Annotated in this window: 13 protein-coding genes; 7 read left to right on the top strand and 6 right to left on the bottom strand. The window is 42.1% G+C overall.

The window, feature by feature from the left end; genetic code table 11:
- The first annotated feature begins 571 nt into the window (after positions 1-571).
- Entirely contained in the window at positions 572-1,033 is a 462-nt protein-coding gene (locus HGH90_RS23365; protein WP_169191989.1) for a hypothetical protein, read from the top strand.
- 40 nt (positions 1,034-1,073) lie between these two features.
- Here HGH90_RS23365 and HGH90_RS23360 read toward each other — a convergent pair whose 3' ends face one another.
- Positions 1,074-1,352 carry a hypothetical protein gene (locus tag HGH90_RS23360; protein ID WP_169191988.1) on the bottom strand — a complete coding sequence of 93 codons (279 nt, stop codon included), beginning with the start codon at positions 1,350-1,352 and terminating at the stop codon, positions 1,074-1,076.
- Positions 1,353-2,143: 791 nt separating this feature from the next.
- On the opposite strand from HGH90_RS23360, the gene HGH90_RS23355 reads away from it, so the two are divergent.
- Positions 2,144-4,792, top strand: a complete 2,649-nt coding sequence (locus HGH90_RS23355; protein ID WP_169191987.1) for a TonB-dependent receptor — start codon at positions 2,144-2,146, stop codon at positions 4,790-4,792.
- A gap of 298 nt (positions 4,793-5,090) precedes the next feature.
- Here the strand turns inward: HGH90_RS23355 and HGH90_RS23350 are convergent, their stop codons facing one another.
- Complete coding sequence (locus tag HGH90_RS23350; protein WP_169191986.1) at positions 5,091-6,452, bottom strand: hypothetical protein; 1,362 nt, start codon at positions 6,450-6,452, stop codon at positions 5,091-5,093.
- Positions 6,453-6,942: 490 nt separating this feature from the next.
- On the opposite strand from HGH90_RS23350, the gene HGH90_RS23345 reads away from it, so the two are divergent.
- A complete protein-coding gene (locus HGH90_RS23345; protein WP_169191985.1) occupies positions 6,943-7,587 on the top strand; it encodes a hypothetical protein in 645 nt (214 codons plus the stop codon).
- Positions 7,588-7,627: 40 nt separating this feature from the next.
- On the opposite strand, the gene HGH90_RS23340 is transcribed toward HGH90_RS23345, so the two are convergent.
- Genes HGH90_RS23340 through HGH90_RS23330 form a run of 3 tightly spaced genes read right to left on the bottom strand, consistent with a single transcriptional unit; the run spans position 7,628 to position 9,921 of the window.
- Positions 7,628-8,608, bottom strand: a complete 981-nt coding sequence (locus HGH90_RS23340) for an adenylate/guanylate cyclase domain-containing protein (protein WP_169191984.1) — start codon at positions 8,606-8,608, stop codon at positions 7,628-7,630.
- A 20-nt stretch (positions 8,609-8,628) separates the two neighbouring features.
- Positions 8,629-9,387, bottom strand: a complete 759-nt coding sequence (locus tag HGH90_RS23335) for an adenylate/guanylate cyclase domain-containing protein (protein WP_169191983.1) — start codon at positions 9,385-9,387, stop codon at positions 8,629-8,631.
- Positions 9,388-9,399: 12 nt separating this feature from the next.
- The gene (locus HGH90_RS23330) at positions 9,400-9,921 is read right to left on the bottom strand and encodes a Pycsar system effector family protein (protein ID WP_169191982.1); all 522 of its coding nucleotides are present in this window, start codon (positions 9,919-9,921) and stop codon (positions 9,400-9,402) included.
- 269 nt (positions 9,922-10,190) lie between these two features.
- On the opposite strand from HGH90_RS23330, the gene HGH90_RS23325 reads away from it, so the two are divergent.
- A complete protein-coding gene (locus HGH90_RS23325; protein ID WP_169191981.1) occupies positions 10,191-10,754 on the top strand; it encodes an RNA polymerase sigma factor in 564 nt (187 codons plus the stop codon).
- A gap of 26 nt (positions 10,755-10,780) precedes the next feature.
- Here the strand turns inward: HGH90_RS23325 and HGH90_RS23320 are convergent, their stop codons facing one another.
- A complete protein-coding gene (locus HGH90_RS23320) occupies positions 10,781-11,056 on the bottom strand; it encodes a hypothetical protein (protein WP_169191980.1) in 276 nt (91 codons plus the stop codon).
- A 278-nt stretch (positions 11,057-11,334) separates the two neighbouring features.
- Between HGH90_RS23320 and HGH90_RS23315 the strand changes: the two genes are divergently transcribed.
- The 3 genes from HGH90_RS23315 to HGH90_RS23305 all read left to right on the top strand — a co-directional run bounded on the left by HGH90_RS23315 (position 11,335) and on the right by HGH90_RS23305 (position 16,716).
- Positions 11,335-11,913, top strand: a complete 579-nt coding sequence (locus HGH90_RS23315; RefSeq protein WP_169191979.1) for an RNA polymerase sigma factor — start codon at positions 11,335-11,337, stop codon at positions 11,911-11,913.
- A 150-nt stretch (positions 11,914-12,063) separates the two neighbouring features.
- Complete coding sequence (locus HGH90_RS23310; protein WP_169191978.1) at positions 12,064-13,206, top strand: FecR family protein; 1,143 nt, start codon at positions 12,064-12,066, stop codon at positions 13,204-13,206.
- A 141-nt stretch (positions 13,207-13,347) separates the two neighbouring features.
- Positions 13,348-16,716 carry a SusC/RagA family TonB-linked outer membrane protein gene (locus HGH90_RS23305; protein WP_169191977.1) on the top strand — a complete coding sequence of 1,123 codons (3,369 nt, stop codon included), beginning with the start codon at positions 13,348-13,350 and terminating at the stop codon, positions 16,714-16,716.
- The last annotated feature ends 10 nt before the right edge of the window (positions 16,717-16,726 follow it).

The following is a 16,726-nucleotide window of genomic DNA, read 5'->3' as shown; positions in this document are numbered from 1 at the left end:
TCTGAAAAAATTCAGGATTGAACTTTCTCACTCTCCAATAAAGGTGAAGCATAATACAGTTATGGCTAACCAACCGCTAATACCTTAGAGCGCACGCAATGGCCATGGCTTCCTTCAGGGTTTCGGGTAACAATTTTCTACCTTTAACGCCGAAGTTGTTCGGGGTATATGGTATAGCTTATAGAAGGTAAAGGCTCAGCATTGCAGAAGAAACAAATTGCTGCTGCTCAATTAAATTTGCAATTATGAAATGTAGTTCTTAGTATTGTACAGAGAGCGTAATTAGAGGTGATCGATTGAAAAATTGATTGCCTCTTTTCATTCATCTTCAGCTACAATTTCTTCCCTTATTTTTCAGTACCCAACTACTTTTTCATTCAGGCCATGTTTCCTTATTGGGGACGGAGTAATTATTGTGTGATGAGCAAACAAGGAATTGTACTGGTATTTATACATAATAAAGCTTGTCCAAATCCGCTAATTCCTGGGAAAGTTATCTTGAAAAATATATTGTTGGCTCGTCTACCACTTCGGCTAAATTGGTTATATTTTACGACCAATCCGAAAGTTCATGATCTTTCAACTGGTTACCCGCAAGTTTATAGCCCTGCTGAGCGATAGCCCAGCCGATGTTTTAGCCCTTCCTGATCCAGGAGAAATGGCCCCGGAGCTGGCTCAACATTTGGTGTTGCTGGATGCACGCATCAGGTATCACCTGCAAAACCATCAGTTTGCCACCGGTAGGTTTCCCGGACCACCCATCTGTGTGGGCCTTTCTCCGATCGCGGCGGCGGGTTTATTTTCGCACTGGCAAATATCTGCCTGGTTCGCTTTTGGACAGGCCGGTAGCCAGTTGATCGACCACCCACTGCAACGAGCGGATGGCGATCACCAGCCTAGTCCATTTACCGGGCTTAAAATTGTAAGAAGAGGTTCGCTTTACCCCCTATTGATCGTCAAGTCAGATTTAAGGAAAGGCCCTGACCCGCAGGATAGCTTTTGGTTGAAGCAGTGGCTCAAGGGCCATAATTAAAACAAGGAAATCAGAAATGGGAACCCTCGCCGTATGAAGATTAATAATCCGCATAGTCCCTAAAATAGGACGATCCTTCTTTGTGCGCCGAATGGCCTTTGGGATAATATTGGTAAATACATTTCTTGACTTTCTCCTCCATAACTGCGGATAAGGCGGGACCATCCGAATGTTCGAGTATTTTCTCCTGGTTCATGATATATTCAGTAACCTGCTTATTCAGGATGATTTCAAAATGATGAGGTAAATTTCCCTTTTTGATTTTTAGTCTTACCGATAAACCTTGCTCATCGTTAAGGTGGATGAATAAATGTTTCATGCCGTTCTGGAATTTTCGAGTTTAAAAATATGATGGTATAACGCTGGTCTACAAATTGCAGCAGTGGAAACTGCCGCCAGAGAGGGAAAGCACTCCCATACAGGTTCATGAACCTATATCCCCTATTCTCGGTGGGGCGCCGTGGTTTATCAAATACATGCCTTGACGGTCTTATGAATCCCGCTTACCCAACAAGGCAACACGCAAGCAAAAAAGGTCTGCGAAAAAAAATTAAAAGATCACCAGGAATTAAGATGTGCTGACCAGAAAGATCACTGTATAACGGCGCGGCATAAAACCCTAAGAAAGCAAGGTTTTAAAGGCACCTTCAAGACCGCACAATATCCATTGGACAGTACGGCTGGTATTGATCCAAAAGGTGATCCATTCCTGTTTACATTTGAACGGGCCAGTGGTCAACATCAGGATCAGCAACGATAATAACGGCGATAAACGCTAAGAAATCGTGGTTACCAACGGGATTTTACCCGGCATTTTTGTTTCGCAAGTGGTCAAAAAAAATATTTTTCAGCCGGCAATTTATTTGGATTCATGGAATAAAAAAACGCATTTATTTTATTTTTCGATACCCCGCGCGATTCCGAAAACGGTTATTAGGGTGTTTACAATGGTATGTACCCATACAAATACGATGGTTTCTGACTGTAGATTCGTCTGAGATTTGCCGTAGTCTTATATCTTCTGTTATTATACCTACCTGCCACCGACCATTGATGCCGGTGCGGATCACCCGTTTTGATGATTTATTAAGGTAACCACTTGTTTCTTTTATGAGATTTTTATTCAGCGTATTATGCGCTTTGTTAGCGCCTGCCCTTTGCTGTGCCCAGCTGGTGGGAACAGTGTACAGCAAATCCTCTGACAAGCCTATGCAAGCAGCGTCGGTGACGTTGCTCAAAGCGCAGCAGCCTACTGGCTACAAGGCCTTTTCGGGGGAAAATGGGCAATTCACTTTGCCGTTGCCGCCTGCCGGGATTTACCGGCTAATGATCAGCTTTGTGGGTTATAAAACTTTCTATTATCAGGTGGAAGTAAAGCCTGGAGAAAGGAAAGTCCCCCTTTCCCGCCTATACCTGGAGCCGTCTAGTATCAGTCTTTCCCGTATTGACATTAAGAGCGATAAGAATCTGGTGAAGATCAAGCACGATACCCTGGAATATGCAGCGGCGGATTTTAAAACCGCAGAAAATGCAAGCCTGCAAAATCTGCTGACTAAAATTCCAGGGATCTATATTGATCCGCAGGGGAACATTTTTTACCAGGGGAAACAGATCAAAGACATTTATATTGACGGACGCCCATATGCTGAAATCGCTGCCGGAAGCGGGCCACAGCAGAAGATCACTCAGCAGTTGCTGGCAGGGATGGCGGAATATATACAGATTGCCAATAAACCTGATCCCGGAAGTCAGGCGCCTGTGGGCAGCGGGGAAAAGATCATCAACATCACGGTACCTAAAGCCTTAAAAAAAGGAATTAATGGTACGATTTCCGGCGGATGGGGTAATAAGGATAGCTATAACCTGGCTGGTCAGCTTAACCTGCTGAGAGCACACAAACAATTGATACTGTCCGCTGGCGGCAATAATGTCAACGCTTCCACTGGCCCTTCCAGTACCGATGAGCAGACTTATATGGCTGAAGCCATGGCTGGATTAATGGATATGAAAAATGTAAATGCCAACCTTTCCATTGATGTGAACCCGAAGGTGAAGCTCAATGGGAGGTTATACCATCAAAACGGATCCATGGAAATGTCCACCAGTTCGCTGCGGACCAATATACTTGCAGACAGCAGTTATCAATACCAGTCCTTGGTCACCAGGCTTTCACAAATCCTGGTAGACCACGTATCTGTCAGTGCAGACCTGCACCCGAATGAAAACGATCTGCTCAATGTAGGATTCAACGGCGAAGTGATGAATAATAAAACGGTTTCCGGCAGCTCATTTCTCACCAATACCCTGGCAAAAGACACCATCAATTCCGGTCGGTTGGAAAATGAAAACACCATCCGTAACCGGAATATGAGCTTTTCAGGACTATATGTTCATGGCTTAAAAAAGGCCGATGCCAGGCTGGTGCTGAACTGGAACATCGGACAAAGCAGCATCCAGGAAGATCAGAAAAATTACAGCTTAAATACAGTGAAATCTTCCGGCAGCAGGGATTCCATGAATCAACTGGTAGACAATAGCATGACCACCGACAACATCAACCTGAGCGCGAGCTTCAGTAAAACCATTGCCAAAGGTATTGATATGAATATCGGCTATAGCTTTTCAGCCAATAACACTTTAAACAATCAACAAGCGATGGACTTTGAATACAGCCGGTCAGCATACGACAAACCCAACGATTCACTCAGTTACCGGTTCAAAAGCCTCATGCAGACACATGGACTTAATGCAGGTCTGTTTGTCCAGAAGGGAAAGCTCAAGGGCATGCTGGGCTTAGGCTTTCATTCCAGTCTTTCCCGGAGCGTTAATTTAGGTCAGGACAGACGATACGATCAGCAGGTGAATTTTCTGGCGCCAACTGCGAGCGTGATGTACAACTGGAGACCTACGGCGTCCATCATCCTGCGCTATACGGTATTGCCGTCGATGATGGACAGGTCTAAGTTTCTGTTGCCCGTGATCTCCAGCCAAAACCCGCTGTATATGCAACTCGGAAACCCGGACTTAAAACCTGTGGTAGACCACCAGTTCTCGATTGAATTGCAAACCCTGACGATGAAAGGATTCAGCTTTAGTGTCAATATGTTGGGCGGAATAGAAAAAAACGGGATGTCTACTGCGATCACCACCGATTCTACAGGCCGACAGGTTTCCAGGCCAGTCAACGTGAATGGCAATTATACCCTCACGCCGATCATTACCATTTCCAAAAGGGTTAGCTCGATTGGGCTAAGTGTGGATTATAATACTTTTTCATCCGTCCGGCATACGCAGACTTATCTCAATCAAACTTTAAGCCCTACAGTGACCATTGTCTCGGATCATCATCTGTCTATTTCCTGGATGCTGAAAAATGCGCTGGAAATCACGCTGATGCAACAGCTACGCTATTCAGCTACTCAATATCATCTACAAGTGAACAGTTACCAGGATTATTTGCTCACCAGAAGTTATGTAGGGATTAACGGATATCTGCCCTTACAACTGAATTTAGGATCAGCAGTCGTCTATACCGTCAATACCGGTGCAAGCCAGCACTTCACCTTGTGGAATGCCTGGATATCGAAAACCATGCTGGCTAAAAAATCTTTGCAAGTAAAACTGTATGTCTATGACCTTTTGCACCAGAACCAGGCACTGAACAATATCCAAATGCCCACCTATACCGAAAGGTCAGAGCGTACGACGTTACAACAATACTTTATGGCTTCGGCCAGCTATTTCTTTGGTAAAAAGTGACCGCCCTCCCTGGGTAGCCATCAACCGGGCCGTTAGGAAGATAGGGAAAGGCACAAAAAATCAACCTGTTGGCACAGGTTTAAAGAAGCACAATTTTATGTCACCAAACTTCCTGCATTTGTTCAGATGACGGGAATTATTTGTGATTGATTTTTCACCTAGCTAGTTTGGCATTTTTCTAAATGCGAATTACTGGTTTAGATTATTTCTAAAAAATTGGTTGACTATTGCCGGACATTTCCATGTCCGGCTTTTCTTTAGTCTAAAATGCAAGTTGTACAAGTCATCGCCCAAGTAATTAAAGAACCGTAAAATGTATACTGGTACAGACCAAACCCTGATCGCTATAACCTTGGATGGTACAGGTATATGTTCCGGGAATGTCGCCGGTAATAAAGCTGAAGGATGTATCTTCGGACTCGGTATCAGGCATGAAGTAATTCCAATACAGGGTGGTATTCAGGTTTATTTCCCGGAGACTGTCTGTGGCATTGTCAGACATGGGAAAAGCTTTGGCCGGAGCAATCAGGTTGACCCTTTTGATATGGCCGGATTCTGTGCCGGTAAAGGACGGTGCAGATTTCAGCGGACTGGAGTCCCCCGGCTGATCCGCATGCCTGGACCAGTATTCCATTTCCTGTGGGGAAAACACCGCGCTATCGGCCTGCTGATCGGCTAAGTAAGGCAAGGGCCTTTGCGCTAAGGTGCGACAGACGCGGGCAGCAATGTCTAAAAAGTGGATGGTAAAAAATTCTGAATTACTGCCTTTGGACACACTCAATAAGCCTTTAGAGGCCGACGAAGCCAGTAGCTTCGTGGAAGGAAGATTAAAGACACCGATGGAATCGGTTTTAAATTGAAACACTCCGTTACTAGTGAGGAGTTTCAGAGGAATCCGTTTATTCACGATCTTATTGTTCTTAGTGATATAGCCCACCAGAGGATTGAGTAAACACGGGGATACGGTAAAATGAACACTGGAATCCATTAAATTCTGATAGCGGTCTACGTAATAATACCTGCGCATATTCCAAAAACCTTCCGTCTGCCGGCGCCGGTCCAGGGCGCAGGATACCGTATAATATCCTTTGATCCTAGTCCCTGTGCTATCAGTCACCCGGAGTTTGCAGCTCACCTGACTCCTGCGATGATAAACACTGGAATCTGTACTGAGCGTGACCCGGGCCGTTGGCGCAGGTTCCCGTCTGATCCAGCGAACAGCGGTATCTATGGAGGCACTGGTGAAGGAACTGGCAACAACAGGCTCCTGGCCGTACTTTCTAATGGAGATCCACTGATAAAAATCCTGTTCACAGGAATCCTGCAACAGGTTATTGGTAAACGCATGGAGTGAGTAATCTCCTGAAGGAAGATCCTTAGGAATTTCGATACTTCCCGCTGAAATACCCAGCTCCATCCAATACGGCGAGCAGATCACCGGCAGGCGCTGCTGCCCATCGGCCAAAGCCAGGTAAAGGGTATGATAGGTTGCGGTATCTCCAGGCTGAAAATTGAGCAGGTAACCTGTAAAATAAAGCGTTTCCCCGGGTGTGTAAATTTGCTTGTCGGTGACTACAAACGTGCCTTTGGCATGGTCGCATTGGGCGCCTGCAAAATAGCAAAGGCTGGTCAAAAAAAGGCTGGACAACATTCTTTTCATATCTAAAGAGTAAGTGGTTAGTAAATCAGTTTGGACCTGAATAAAAGATTAGGCCTAAGAAGAATCAAAGGCCGGTCTTATATCTTTCTAATTATTAAAACCCGTAGGCAAACTACTCCGCAATACCACGCAGAATACAAAGCGGCTCCAAACGCAAGCTGCATAACAATTGCCTAACAAAAAATGAAACCTATGCAGAAGGGAAGCGCAGCAGAAAAAAGAAATTAAACCAGCTCCGTAAATAGCAAAAAAAACGGCCAATGAAGAATCAAAGGCCGGAGGTTCAATTATTCGTTAATCAAAAAAATCGATTCCGTTAGACCATGCCACTGGCCAGGAATAAGCGTTAACAGTAGAAATTACCGAGGTAATGAACCTGAATATAAGGAATTTTTAAAACTGGGCCTAATGATATTAAGGGGTCAGGGCATGAATTTGTTCCCTTGCCCCGATCCAGCTTTCCTTCGGTCAGCGAGGTGGCTATAAACAGATGTGCAGATGTTGGCCAGTTCATAGCAAAGGCGTAAATTTCAAGCAATTTACATCAACCATCAAAACTATAAACAAAATGAAAACCCTAGTCATCATTTCCTTCAGCGCACTGGTTATACTGAACAGTTGCGCTGGTAATGACAACACAGCAGATAGCCAAACTGACAGCCCCGCAAAAGCTACAAAAATCAAAACAGGAATTAAACTTGCTGCATTCAAAAATGTAAATGCTTTAAGCAGCAGCTTATCTGACAATGGAATTGGTGAGGTCAGGCCATGGCGCGGTGATGAACTTGGTTGGATCGCCAGTACCCCTTATTTCCAGTTTGGCGGAAATTCAGAAGTTAACGGGATGCAGAACAACCTAGCCTACTACCTGACCAGTGACAGCCCTGAATATGTGAAAACCCTGAAGATTGTATTGAACATTAACAACAGCGCAGAAAAAGACCAGGCCATCGCAAAATTTAAACAGCTCATCGCCAAAACCTTTAAAGGTTTATCTCTGGATCCTCCCACAGGGCTCTATAGAAAGATCCCCACAGGAGAAACCTTTACCGCAACGAACCAGAACTTCAACACTTCACTGAAACTGGACCAAAGCAAGATTGACACGTGGATACTTCAAATAGAAAGCAATTAACGACCTAATCCGGATTTGCTACAAAATGTTCAATTAGAGATCATTTGTTAAACGTCCAATGTATATCCGCACCATATACTTTACAGTCCACATTTTTAATTTTATGTTGTTGTTCTTTCCAAAAATGCGATTCAGCAGGTTTAATTTTTTTCAGTCCGTTTAAAACCCGATCCGTAATCAAAATTGGAGAATATGAAAATTCTTCTGTTTTTCTTTGGAAGGAAATCATCCTACCATGTAATGTTGAATAACCATTAAAGCCGCTAAAAAAACTTTTGGCAAATTCAGATTCTGTCATCTTTACGGTTTCCGTAGAGGTCAAATAATAGGGCGCTTTGGGGTCATATTTCAGACCCAAACTCTGCAACCGATAAACGTATGGGGACTGGATTGCCCGAGGGTTTATTGGATTTCTTACAACATAATAGTATTCTTCACTCATCTTCTTATTGGCTACATCTGTCAGGCGAGAGGCAACATTAGCCGGATAGCCAGCCCACACCAACCCTTTGTTTTGTGGCCCTTCAGTCCCATTTCGCTGGATACCGACTTTTAATATTTTAAGCTCTCCAAAATCGACCCCGATTCCACATTTAAAATCCACCGGGGCGAATTCGGGTTTCAAAATATACTTAACAACATGATTGATGGTAATGGCGCATTCAACAGCGTTAACAAAACAATCCTTTGCTGGAAAAACAATCATCACCCGATCCCCTATAATATTACGGGTATGCCCCCCATGCTCCCGTCCAGCCTTGATCACAGCTTTAATAAAAGCTGTATATATCTTTGCCATTCTGATGGGTTTGTGGGCATCATTTAAAGTTACAGAATTTCGAATATCTACATACAAGACGCAGGTCGACAGCACTTTCCCGCTTTTTTGCTTCCCACGCTCATAGCTTAAACTCGGATCGTCAGGGCTGGGTACTATAAAAGTCGGGCTATAACCAAACTGGGTATCGATCACATCTGCAACATCAGCTTCAATTTCATCGATTATAGATTTAACGGACATATTTAAATTGTTGGGTAATGTTACTTTTTGTACTGAATGAAATATAAACGATCATACCTGGTCCCTTTCGGGGGTTGAATACCTTTATCAAAACGAGTCCATACCGGCGCAGTGGAATTGCTACGTTGGCTTCTGGTTATTAAATTATTATAATACTTATGAACGTCAGTATTACAGAAATAATTAATGCAATTGTTTTCTGAAATTCCCTCCAACCTGAATAACTCTGTTAATGGCTTTCCAATCATGGTAAACTCTTTGTAATAGCCGCTTTTGTTTTTAAAGTAATTGATGGCTCCCGAATGGAAGGCGACCTTACTCGAAAAATCAGTACCGATTGTTTTTGAAATAATCCACTTGGCACAGGTATCAGCTTTATCAATGGCCTCACGATATGAGCCTGACAAAAAAGGCGGGCCAAATAAAGCAATAATCCCGTCACCGATTACCTTTTCAACAACCCCTCCATTTTCATAAATCAATGGGATAATGATCTTATAATAATTGTCAAAGTATTTCGCAATTTTATCACCATCCAGGTGCTGAAAGCGGGTTGAGAAACCACAAACATCTATGAAAAGCAGGGCGACATCGGCTGTCATTCCGAGATCGAAATACATGGTATATTCTGTACCCAGCTTAGAAAGCGAATCATCCAGACCTTTTTGAATATCATTAGGATTAAAAGACTCATTGAGGTTGAAGGAAAAGTTCCTGTCCTTAAACAATGGTGGTGAATACTTTTTATTGAAGTATTCAATCAGATCTAAATTTGCCATAAGAGAAAGAAATTACAGGTTCTGGATTAAATATGAAAAGACTGCCAGTATCAACACAACCAGCCCCAAAATGGATAACCGCATTGCCCAGCCCACATTCTGGTATTTGTCCCATGCGATTGAAGAAATCTGGTGGATCTGTTCAGTAATGTGATCGGTAAATTGTTCTTCATCATTCAAAATGGCTTTTGCCTGGGACTTGTAATCGGTATGTTGTTTATGTTTTTTCGCTATGTCCCCGAAATAAATGATAGAGTCTTTAAATTCTTTGGTCAGTCTTGGGTTCACGCACAAATAAGCAAAGTAGATGGAAACCATGCTTAGTAAGCCATAAATAAATATTAAGACTAAGATCCATACAGATTGCTTTGCAGAGGCAAATACTGCTGATGAATTGGTGTAAGCGATGGTGAACATAATACCATATGCGGTAAGAATAAATGTAGCTTTGGTTTCGGAAAAACGTAGCCACTCAATGTTTAATTGTAGGATCTGCCAATACCTGTCCGGGTGGTTCGACGGAGGCGTGTTCATATATATTATTTTGTTTATTTAATTACCAATATAAATATTACACTTCGAATAAGAGAAAAGTACCATTACTTCAAAATCCCTACTTTTTTCATGGGTTTATCAAAAATACCAACGAAAAATCTACCTTTAAATAGCACTAAATTGTTATATTTGTTGATCGTCCGCCAAATATTTTTCGCTATTCCAATTCGCTCCATAATTGAGATAGATTCCCCTTAAACCAACCGATCACCAGAGCAAGAGATGCCTTTAGAGTTATGCAAAGACCTTTGAAACATTTATTAGACGCAGACTTAGTTATGGCTTTTAATGAAGGCCACCAGGAGGCTTTTGCGGAGATCTACCAAAGATACTGGTTGCAGATGTTCAATCACGCCCGCAGAATGTTGAAAGATCCCGATCAGGCGAGCGATGCGGTACAGGAAGTGTTCACTAAAGTTTTAGAAAAACGGGGGAGCCTTGTCATTAAAACCTCCCTGGCGGCATTCGTTTACCAGGGTTTAAGGAATCATATCATTAACCTGGTGGAACATGAAAAGGTAAAGGCGCTTTACTTACAAAGGCTGCAACATTTCCAGAACGACGGATCCTGGAGTACCGATGAGCGGGTTCGTGCCAATGAACTGGAGGCATTGATCGAAAAGGAAATTTCCTTACTACCGGAAAAAATGAGAGAAACGTTTATCCTCAGTAGAAACGAGGAATTGAGCTATAAAGAGATTGCAGCCAGGATGGATATCAGTGAAGGCACTGTTAAAAAACAAGTGTATTATGCCCTAAAGATCCTTAAAGGCAAACTCAGTTTTATGCTGGTAATGTTCAAGTTTTTTTAAGTCAGGAATAGTTGCGTCTCCAGTGATCAAAAAGGATCAAAATTTCTATAATCCCCAATGAGCAAGTCTCCTGCGATCATGGCTTCTCCCCAAAACAAGGTTGTGTGGTTGAAGGCTGTCCAGGTTACCGTATAAATTCCAGTGGCGCCTGGCCTAACGGCAATGGATAATCGGGCCTGCCTGGGTTTGTGATCTTCTAACCAGGTGGTGATGTATTGCCCTGCAAAGGGATCAGTCGCCAATCCTTCTATGGGATCCACAGATGTTTCCAAATTGGCGCATTCAGCGTCCGATCTTCGCATCCCACTGTTGGAATATTCCCCTAACAAATTCCCATTACCAGTTTTCCTGAAATAAAATCTTCCGATGACGCGAGCCATAGATATCAAAAAAATATCATTTAAAAATGGTCAGTAAGCTAACCATTTTCCAGAAAACAAAACAATTTTAATTTGTAATCTAAATTCTCATTTTGAGCGTAAGTATTATAAGCATACACCATTCTACCTAAAGCATCCATTGGCCAACCTCAATTTTTTATGAGTACATCAATACCATTGGCTTTAGAAAAAAAAGAAAAATGTATGATTCTCTAACGGACCGGCAATTATTGATTGCCTTTGAGAATGGGGACCACGGGGCGTTTGAACATCTTTATACTAAATATTGGGGGATATTGTTCAACGAAGCCCGAAGGATCTTAAAAGATAGTGAACTAGCCAGCGACGCCGTACAAGACGTATTTATGACGCTTTTAACCCGATGCGACCAAGCCAAGCAAATTGAGTCCCCAGCTAACTTTCTTTACACCAGTATTCGTAACCGGGCCATTAATTCTCTGACACACCAAAAGGTGAAAGATACTTTTGTCAGGTACGTTCATCAATATCAATTTCATGAATTAACCTACACGGAAGAAGAAATATTTCAAACCAGATCCCAATTGGATAAAGACCTCCGCGAGCGAGTGGAGGCTGCGATCGCTGATCTTCCCCCAAAAATGCGCACTGCATTTGAGCTTTCCAAAAAGAATGAATTGAGTTATAAAGAAATCGCCAAACGTACTGGCACCACGGAAGGCACGATCAAAAAACAAATCTCCAATGCTTTAGATACGCTCCGTAAAAAACTGCTGAGTACATTCTTTTCATTTTTCTGAATATTTTTTAAATTTTCAATATATTGATAACCAATATTTTACACTCAAATAAAAACGGAATAACAAATGAATAACAAAAAAAAGCTGAAATGGAATACCACCATTGGGGGGGCATCCTGTCATACATTATATACCTCCTAATAAAGATCCATGGAAAAGGAAGAAGTACAAGACTTACTACGCCGTTACAGAGAGGGAACATGTACGGAACATGAAATCATCTTGCTTGAAAAATGGTATGCTGAAATTGCCCAAAACGAACAGCTGCCGGATGAGCAGATCGATTTGCAAGCTTACCAATCCAGGGACTATGACAGACTGAAAGCCATTGAACAGAGACTCAGGCCCTCAGTAGTAAAACCAATTAGATCCAGAAGAATGATCAGTATTGCGGCTTCCTTATTGGCATTATTCACCATTGCCGGGGCTGCTTACTGGATCCAATATCAAAAACATTCAGGTAGTTCACCCCAAAAGGCATTGGAAGAAAATGGTCCGGGCGGACTGACTACCGTCCTGACCCTTTCCAATGGTCAGAAAATTAAATTAGATGAAAAGGGGCAGAAAGAACTGGCTAAAGATGCCGGGCTATTGGTACAAATGAACAATGGCAAAGTCATTTACAAGGTATCGGATGACTTGCCTGTATCTGCGACAGCGGATCAAATGAATACAATTACCACCCCGAAGGGAGAAAGATATGAATTGATATTACAAGATGGAACTAAAATATGGCTGAACGCTGACTCAAAACTAACGTTCCCCGTTAGCTTTAATGGGCGGAAGCAAAGGGAAGTTTTTTTGAGCGGCGAAGCCTATTTAGAAGTTGCTAAAAATCCTAGAAAACCTTTTTTGCTCAAATCTAATGAGCAAGTGGTTACCGTAACCGGCACACATTTCAATGTGCGCTGCTATTTAAATGAACCCATTCAAACCACCTTAGCAGAAGGTGGTGTCACCGTATCCCAAACCCAAACCGGAAAAACCGCAAAACTCACACCTGGCCGACAGTCTATTGTTACTATTGACGGAATCCTTATTAAAGAAGTGGATCCAGATGATTATATTGCCTGGAAACTCGATTATTTCGTTTTCGTCCAAACCCCAATGAAACAAGTATTAACAGAGATTGGCCGTTGGTACAACGTTCAAATTGACGAAAGTAAAATTCCATCAGAGTCCTTTGACGGACGTATTTCCCGCAGATTGCCCTTGTCTGAGGTTTTACATTTACTGGAGCTCAATACGGACCATAAATTTAAAGTTGTAGAAAGGAGGATAACCATACAGTAACTACCCGAAAGATTCCCTATTAAGAGCATTAACTAACCCAATAAAAAACTAAAAACCGGAGGCGCCTTCAACACCCCCGGTTGGAGTCAGGTTTTTTATTGTCGAGAAGCAACAATTAGCTAACCTAAACACGACAAAGATATGGAAAATAAAATCCATAAAGGCGGTCGTTTGTCCAAAATATGGACCGACGGAACGTCTATCAACCAAAAACTAAAACTACCAGTCTTAGCCATGAAACTTTCCATTTTCTTATTGGCAATTTCTTTACACGTATCCGCTGCTGTATTCTCTCAGCAAATCACGATATCTGTTTCCAGGGCGCCCCTGCGGGAAGTGATGCAAACGATCAGCAAACAGAGCGGTTACAATTTCCTGTTCAAAAATTCGCTCAGCAAAGAGGCCAAACCTGTCACGATCACATTAAGCCATGTACCCGTAGAAATTGCGCTGGAGAAAATTTTCCAAGATCAACCATTCAGCTATACCATAGATCACAACTCAGTGGTGATCACTAAAAAAAAAGACCAAAGCAACACGCCCCAGCCTCCAAGTGATAGGTCAATTTTAACACTAAAAGGTCGAATCGTGGACAGTACCGGCATTGGATTGCCACGAGCAACAGTGCTTATTAAAGAGCAAAAAGATAAAATTACCTTCACGAATGAAAATGGTGAATTCTTGCTGAAATCGGTTCCTGATAACGGAACTATTGTAGCAAGCATGATCGGTTTTCAAACCAAAGAAATTAAGTATAAGGACGCTTCAGACTTACTTATTCGATTAAAGGCATCAAACTCAGTATTAGATGAGGTCAGGGTGATTGCTTATGGAACGACAACTACAAGACTAAGTACGAGTAATATCACATCAATTAAAGCATCAGAAATCATAAATCAACCGGTAAATAATCCAATGCTGGCCTTGCAAGGTCGAGTACCAGGATTATATGTAGAGGTTGGTTCAGGCAATGCTGGTAGCAGTACGCAAGTTAGAGTTCAGGGCCAGAACAGTATCGCTAACGGAAGCGATCCATTTTATGTTATAGATGGGGTTCCCTTTAACTCTACCAGCCCCGCCTACCTTTCCAGTATTTTAGGAGTAAATGGAGGTAGCGCATTAAGCTTTATTAATCCAGCAGACATTGAATCTATAGAGGTTTTGAAAGACGCAGATGCTACAGCAATATATGGTTCAAGAGCAGCCAACGGAGCTGTTCTGATCACAACCAAAAAAGGCGTGGCAGGAAAAACCTCAGTAAGTGTTAACATGCAAACCGGAATAGGAAAAATCACCAGAAAGTTAAAGCTTCTTAACACCCAAGAGTATCTTAATTTGAGAAGAGAGGCCTATTTTACCAATGATAAGTTTACTACATCATCACCAAATTACCCACTTCAGTATGACATCAATGGCACATGGGATTCCACCAAAAATACCGACTGGCAAAAGGAATTAATCGGCGGAACTTCTAGGTATAGTGATATCCAAGCTATGATTTCAGGTGGAAGTAAAGGTACTCAGTTTAAGTTTGGAGCTGGGTATCATAAAGAAACCACCGTTTATCCTGGTGATTTATCGGATACTAAAGGTTCAATCAGTTACAATATGAACCACACCTCGACCAATAAAAGATTCACCTTCCAATTAAGTGGAAATTATTTACATGACCTTAATAAACTCTCCTATCTTGATGTCACAGGAGCAGCAATAAAACTTGCTCCCAATGCGCCCGACCTTTATACGAATGATGGAGGAATTAACTGGGCTCCATTACCTAACGGGAAAACAACATTTGCGGACAATCCGATAGCTTTATTGTCTAATGCCTACCGGGTTAAAACGGATAACCTATTAGCTAATGCGCAGATAGCCTATGAAATCATACCGGGATTAAATCTGAAAAGCAGTTTTGGATTTAACAAGCTGGAAACGGACGAATTCCGGACGACTCCTTTATTTGCGATCAATCCAAGCTTTATCAATAGGATCAGGTCTGCGATGTATGGCGGATCAAATAGTCAAAATTGGATTATTGAGCCTCAACTGACCTATTATACAGAGAATAAATTTGGAAAATTTAATTTCTTAATTGGGTCTACATTTCAAAGGAACAATCTAAAAGGAAATTCATTCACTGGAACCGGCTATAACACTGACGCCGAATTATCCAATATGATGGCAGCCTCCAATTTAACCATCACTAACAATGTGATTGCTGATTACAGTTACAGTGCTGTATTTGGTAGAATCAGCTATAACCTTCGGGATAAATATTTATTGAACATCACTGGCCGAAGGGATGGAAGCAGCAGGTTTGGCGCTCAAAACCTTTTTCATAATTTCTACTCTGTAGGAGGTGCTTGGATCTTCAGCTCTGAGAATTGGGTATCGCAGAATTTAAGGTTTTTGAACTTTGGGAAACTGAGGGCTAGCTACGGGACAACTGGTAGTGATCAAATAGGTGACTACCAATACCTAAACCTTTATACTCAGGTTTATGCTGATCTTCCATACATGGGAAGTACAGGAATTGAGGCTTTGGGCCATGCAAGTCCTTATATACAGTGGGAAGAAACTAAGAAGTTAAACATCGGCCTGGACTTAACCATGTTAAATAATCGCTTGCAGTTAACGGCTAATTATTTTAGGAACAGGTCCTCCAATCAGTTGCTTGCATATCCTTTGCCTATCGTCACTGGCTTTAGTTCTGTATATCGCAACATTCCCGCCAAAGTACAAAACTCAGGTTTAGAATTGGTCTTGAAAGGCGATATAATTAATGGAAAGAACTTCAAATGGAATAGTAGTGTCAACATAACACTTCCATCCAATAAATTAATATCTTTTCCCGATCTGGTGGATTACCCATCTTACTCGGATCAGCTCATCATAGGCGCTCCTATTACTTTAATCCGCGTGTATAAATTCGCAGGGGTAAATAGCCAAACTGGAGTGTATCAATTTTATGATGTAAACAATAAGATTACCTCTTCCCCAAACACTACTACTGATAAAACCACCTGGGTGGACCTGACGCCCAAATTCTATGGAGGCTGGCAGAATCAATTTCAATACAAAGGCTTTTATCTGGATTTCCTATTTCAGTTTGTCAAACAAATTGGGGCAAATGGTAAAGCCGGGAACATTCCTGGGGTAGCGACTAATCAACCGGTCAGCGTTCTGGATCGATGGAAGAATCCTGGTGATAATGAACCTGTGCAAAGAGCGAATTCCACAGGTCGCTACTTCCGCCAGGAAAGCGCATTCAGAAGCAGTGATGCCGCTTATTCCGATGCTTCATTCATAAGGCTGAAGAATGTATCCCTATCTTACAACTTCAGTTCCACTTTATTGCAGAAAGCCAGGATCAGCCAGGCAAGAGTCTATATCAATGGACAAAACCTTTTGACATTTACCAACTACTTGGGTATGGACCCGGAAACCAGGAATTTCGCTTTCCTTCCGCCACTTAAAATCATTTCAATTGGAACACAGATTACATTTTAATTAAAGATAT

Source organism: Chitinophaga sp. Ak27, assembly GCF_012726295.1.
Lineage (GTDB): Bacteria > Bacteroidota > Bacteroidia > Chitinophagales > Chitinophagaceae > Chitinophaga.
The sequence above is the reverse complement of the archived record's forward strand: the minus strand, read 5'-3'. Positions and strand labels throughout refer to the sequence as shown.